This is a genomic window from Streptomyces huiliensis (assembly GCF_020037025.1).
Taxonomy (GTDB): Bacteria; Actinomycetota; Actinomycetes; order Streptomycetales; family Streptomycetaceae; genus Streptomyces; species Streptomyces huiliensis.
This window is the reverse complement of the sequence record NZ_JAIQLH010000231.1, coordinates 1-5074: the sequence shown is the minus strand read 5'-3', so window position 1 is coordinate 5074 and position 5074 is coordinate 1. Positions and strand designations below refer to the sequence as shown.

At 74.6% G+C, this 5074-nt stretch carries 2 protein-coding genes and 1 pseudogene; all 3 read left to right on the top strand.

The features are described 5' to 3' along the window. The first annotated feature begins 95 nt into the window (after window positions 1-95). Window positions 96-2633: an ABC transporter permease gene (locus JNW98_RS29225; protein WP_223771311.1), complete on the top strand. Its 2538-nt coding sequence runs from the start codon at window positions 96-98 to the stop codon at window positions 2631-2633. Between the two features lie 97 nt (window positions 2634-2730). Beyond that, window positions 2731-4533 (top strand): ABC-F family ATP-binding cassette domain-containing protein, encoded by a 1803-nt coding sequence (locus tag JNW98_RS29220; RefSeq protein WP_223771310.1) that lies wholly within the window; start codon window positions 2731-2733, stop codon window positions 4531-4533. 313 nt (window positions 4534-4846) lie between these two features. Then, a pseudogene (locus JNW98_RS29215) lies at window positions 4847-5074 on the top strand (outer membrane protein assembly factor BamB family protein); the annotation flags it as partial.

Sequence of the window (5074 nt, the reverse complement as noted above, 5' to 3'; positions counted from 1 at the left end):
GAAACGGTGAAGGGGCGGGGCTGGGGAAAACCCCACCCCCCACCCACCCGCTGCTCCCATGGGCCGCGCCCGCCGCGGAACCTAGCGTTGCGGGAATGATCGGCAAACTCGCCCTCCGCTCCCTCCGCCACAGAGCCGGCGCCTTCCTCGCCACCTTCGTGGCCCTCTTCATCGGCGCCACCATCGTGATGGCCTGCGGAGGGCTGATGGAGACGGGCATCCGCAACAACGTCCCGCCGGAGCGCCTCGCGGGGGCGCAGATCCTGGTCACGGGTGACCGGAGCCACCACCAGGCGGGAGACAAGAAGCAGCGGGTCCTCGCGGAGCGCGTCGAGCTGCCGGCCGGGCTGGTGGGCAAGGTCGAGGCCGTACCCGGCGTCCGCAAGGCGATCGGGGAGCGGACGTTCGACGCGGCGCTGCCGGGCGGGGGCGGGGACGGGACGGCGCGGGGGCACGCGTGGGAGTCCGCGGCCCTCACCCCGTACGCCCTCGCGGAAGGCGCCGCGCCCCGCCGCGGCGAGGTGGTCCTCGACGCGGCCCTCGCCCGGCGGGCCAGGGCCGGGGCGGGCGACCGGATCCGCGTCGCGGCGCACGGCGGTTCGGCCGAGTACCGGGTGAGCGGCGTGGCCCGGCCCGCCGCGGGCCGGGAGGTGCCGCAGCGGACGCTGTTCTTCTCCGCGGCCGACGCCGAGCGGCTCTCCGCCCACCCCGGCACGGTGGCCGACATCGCGGTCGTCACCGACCCCGGCGCGGACGTCGGCGCCGTACGGAAGGGCGTCAAGGCGGCACTCGACGGGCAGCCCGTCACCCTGCTCACCGGCGACGACCGGGGAGCCGTCGAGCACCCGGAGGTGGTCGCGGGCGGCGAGGACCTGGTGGCGATCTCCGGGGTCTTCGGCGGCCTGGGCGTCACGGTGGCGATGTTCGTCGTCGCCGGGACCGTCGGGCTCTCCGCCCAGCAGCGGTTCCGGGAGCTGGCCCTGCTGCGGGCGGTCGGCACCACCAGGGGCCAGGTGCGCCGGATGCTCCTCGGCGAGAGCCTGGCGGTCGCCGTGCTCGCCGGGGCCGCCGCCTGGCCGGCGGGCCCCGCGCTCGGCCGGTGGCTGTTCGGGCGGATGACGGACACGGGCATGGTCGCGGAGACCGTCGAGTTCAGCCAGGGCTGGATCCCCACCCTGCCCGCGTACGGCTCCCTCCTGCTGACGACCGTCGCCGGCACCCTCTTCGGCACCCTGCGGGCCGTCCGCACCAAGCCCGTCGAGGCGCTGGGCGAGGCGGCCGTGCGGCAGCGCTGGTTCCATCCGGTGCGGCTGGGCCTCGCGCTGCTGTTCCTGGCCGGCGCGACCGCCCTCGCCCTGGTCACCGCGCTCGTCCTGCGTGGCCCGGTGGCGGCGAGCACGGCCGGGCCGACGGTGATGTGCTGCGTCGTCGGCCTGGCGCTGCTGGGGCCGTGGTTCGCGAAGGCCGTGAGCGTCCTGCTGCACTGGCCCGTGCGCCTGCTGACCGGCGCGTCCGGCCGGCTGGCCGCGCTCAACTGCCGGGCGAGCGCGGTCCGTACGGCCGCCGTCGCCACGCCGGTGATGCTGGCGACCGCCATCACCACCGGCATGCTCTACCTCCAGACCAGCGTGGCCGCCGCCACCGACCGGGAGTTCACCGAGAACCTGCGGGCCGACGCGGTGCTCGCCTCGGCGGCCGGCGGCGTCGACCCCGCGCTGGTGACCGCCGTGCGCCGGCTGCCCGGCGTCGCCGCCGCGAGCGCGACCGCCACCGGCTTCGCGTACACCGTGCGTCCGCACGACGGAGACGAGAACAAGCACGGCACGGCCCTCCAGGGCATCGACGCGGAGGGCGCCGGGCAGGTCCTCGCGACCCGGCCGACCGCCGGCCGGCTGGCCGACCTCAAGGGGAACGCCGTCGCCCTCCCCGAGGCCGCCGCCCGCCGCATGCACCGCGGGGTCGGCGACACCATCGGACTGAAGATGGGCGACGGCGCCTCGGTCGACGTCCGGATCGTGGCCCTCTTCCCGGCCCGCGAGGGCTTCGAGACGGCCCTGACCAGCGCTTCGCTGCTCGCCCGGCACACCACCGCGGGACTGCCCGCGCAGATCCTCGTCAAGGCCGCGCCCGGCGTCCCCGTCGAGCGGCTCACCGGCGAGCTGGGCCGGTTCGCGGCGCGGCACCCGGGGCTGAAGGTCAGCGACCGGGACGAGGTGACCGCCCAGCGGAAGCAGAACACCCGCACGCAGATGTGGGCGAACTACCTCATCGTGGGCATGCTCGTGGCCTACACCATCCTCGCCGTCGTCAACTCGACGGTCGTCGCGGTCGGCACCCGGCGCCGGGAGTTCGCCCTCCAGCGGCTCACCGGGTCCACCAAGGGCCAGGTGATGCGGATGATGGCGATCGAGAGCCTGTACGTCACCGCGGTCGGCCTGATCCTCGGCACCCTCGCGGCGGCCACCACGCTCGTCCCGTTCGACCTGTCCGTCTCGGACAGCCCGTTGCCGTCCGGGCCCGCCTCGATCTACCTCGCGGTGGTGGCCGCCGCCGGGGCCGTGACGCTCGTCTCGACGCTCGTTCCCACGTGGGCCGCCCTGCGCGCCCGCCCGGTGGAGGCGGCGAAGGTGTGAGCGGGGAGACGCCGGGGCTGGCGTTCCCGACGGGCGTGGGATCCTGAAGGGAGGACCACAGGGCTCCTGAAGGGGAGACCGCGGAGCGAGGAGCGGAATGGCAGCCAACCTGGTCAATCTGGAAGCCGTCGACAAGGTGTACGGCACCCGTGCGCTGCTCGACGGCGTCTCCCTCGGCGTCAACGAGGGCGACCGGATCGGCGTGGTCGGCCGCAACGGCGACGGCAAGACCACCCTGATCCGCATTCTCGCCAAGCTGGAGGAGGCCGACAAGGGCCGCGTCACCCACGCGGGCCACGTGCGTCTCGGCGTCCTCACCCAGCACGACTCCCTCGACCCCGAGGCCACCGTCCGGCACGAGGTCATCGGCGACCTCGCCGACCACGAGTGGGCGGGCAACGCCAAGATCCGCGACGTCCTCACCGGCCTCTTCGGCGGCCTCGACCTGCCGGGCTTCCCGCAGGGCCTGGACACCGTCATCGGCCCGCTCTCCGGCGGCGAGCGGCGCCGCATCGCGCTCGCCAAGCTGCTGATCGCCGACCAGGACCTCATCGTCCTCGACGAGCCCACCAACCACCTGGACGTCGAGGGCATCTCCTGGCTCGCCCGCCACCTGCGGGAGCGCCGCTCGGCGCTCGTCTGCGTCACGCACGACCGCTGGTTCCTCGACCAGGTCTGCACCCGCATGTGGGACGTCCAGCGCGGCACCGTCCACGAGTACGAGGGCGGCTACAGCGACTACGTCTTCGCCCGCGCCGAGCGCGAGCGGATCGCCGCCTCCGAGGAGGCCAAGCGGCAGAACCTGATGCGCAAGGAGCTCGCCTGGCTGCGCCGCGGCGCCCCGGCCCGCACCAGCAAGCCGCGCTTCCGCATCGAGGCCGCCAACGAGCTGATCGCCGACGTGCCGCCGCCGCGCGACAGCGCCGAGCTGATGAAGTTCGCGAGCTCGCGGCTGGGCAGGACCGTCTTCGACCTGGAGAACGTCACCGTCCAGGCCGGCCCCAAGGTCCTCATCGAGCACCTGACCTGGCAGCTCGGCCCCGGTGACCGCGTCGGCCTCGTCGGCGTCAACGGCGCCGGCAAGACCTCGCTGCTGCGCACCCTCGCCGAGGCCGCCAGGACCGAGGGCGAGAAGCAGCCCGCGGCCGGCAAGGTCGTCGTCGGCAAGACGGTCAAGCTCGCCTACCTCTCCCAGGAGGTCGGCGAACTGAACCCCGCCCTGCGGGTGTTGGAAGCCGTCCAGCAGGTGCGCGACCGCGTCGACCTCGGCAAGGGCCGCGAGATGACCGCGGGGCAGCTGTGCGAGAAGTTCGGCTTCACCAAGGAGAAGCAGTGGACGCCCGTCGGCGACCTCTCCGGCGGTGAGCGCCGCCGGCTGCAGATCCTGCGGCTGCTGATGGACGAGCCCAACGTCCTCTTCCTCGACGAGCCCACCAACGACCTCGACATCGAGACCCTGACCCAGCTGGAGGACCTGCTCGACGGCTGGCCCGGGTCGATGGTCGTCATCAGCCACGACCGCTACTTCGTCGAGCGCACCACCGACCGGGTGTTCGCCCTGCTCGGCGACCGCTTCCTGCGGATGCTGCCGCGCGGCCTGGACGAGTACCTGGAGCGGCGGCAGGCCGTCCTCGACGCGGCGGTGCCCGCGGCTCCGGCCGCCGCGGCCCCGGCCAAGCAGAAGAGCGCGGGCGACGCCCGGGCCGCCAAGAAGGAGCTCCAGAAGATCGAGCGGCGGCTCGACAAGGTGAGCGAGCAGGAGGCGAAGCTGCACGCGCGCATCGCCGAACAGGCCACCGATTTCGAGGCGGTGGCCAAGCTCGACGCCGAACTCCGCGAACTCGCCGCGGAGCGCGAGGAGCTGGAGATGCGCTGGCTGGAGCTGGCCGAGGACGCGTGACGAAGCCCGGGCGCGCCCTTCGACGACGTCCGGACGCGCCCTCCGGCGAGGCCGCGGGCGCGCTCCGACGAAGCCGCGGGCGCGCCCTCCATCGAAGCCACAACGGTCTCGTCACAGCCCGGTATCGGTGGCTCCGCGCGCCCGGCGGCACTCCCTGCCCCGTCGGGGCGGAGTGATACAAAGAACCCCCGCTCGCCTGCCGCTCACTGGCGGGAACCGCACCCGATGCGCTCCTTCCCGATGGCCGCCCGCCACCGGGATCGCGGGGGAGGCCGGTCGGGCCGCGGCTTCCCGCGCGTAAAGAGGAAAGCCGATGTCACAGCCGCCCAAGCCGCCTCAGCCACCGCAGGGGGTGCCCCCGGAGCAGCCGGCCGGAGGCTTCGGCGCGCCCCAGGACCCGACCCCGACGGTCGCGGCGCCCCAGGACCGGCCCGGCCCCACGCCCGACCCCACGCCCACGGTCCTCGCGTCGCCGCAGGACGCGCCGCCGGGCTTCGGCGCACCGCGGGGCACCGCGCCCGGGTTCGGCGCCCCGCCGGCC

What these genes read in the sequence shown, in the direction of transcription:
- JNW98_RS29225 (WP_223771311.1), top strand. Translation starts at nt 96, where the DNA reads ATGATCGGCAAACTCGCCCTCCGCTCCCTCCGCCACAGAGCCGGCGCC.
- JNW98_RS29220 (WP_223771310.1), top strand. Translation starts at nt 2,731, where the DNA reads ATGGCAGCCAACCTGGTCAATCTGGAAGCCGTCGACAAGGTGTACGGC.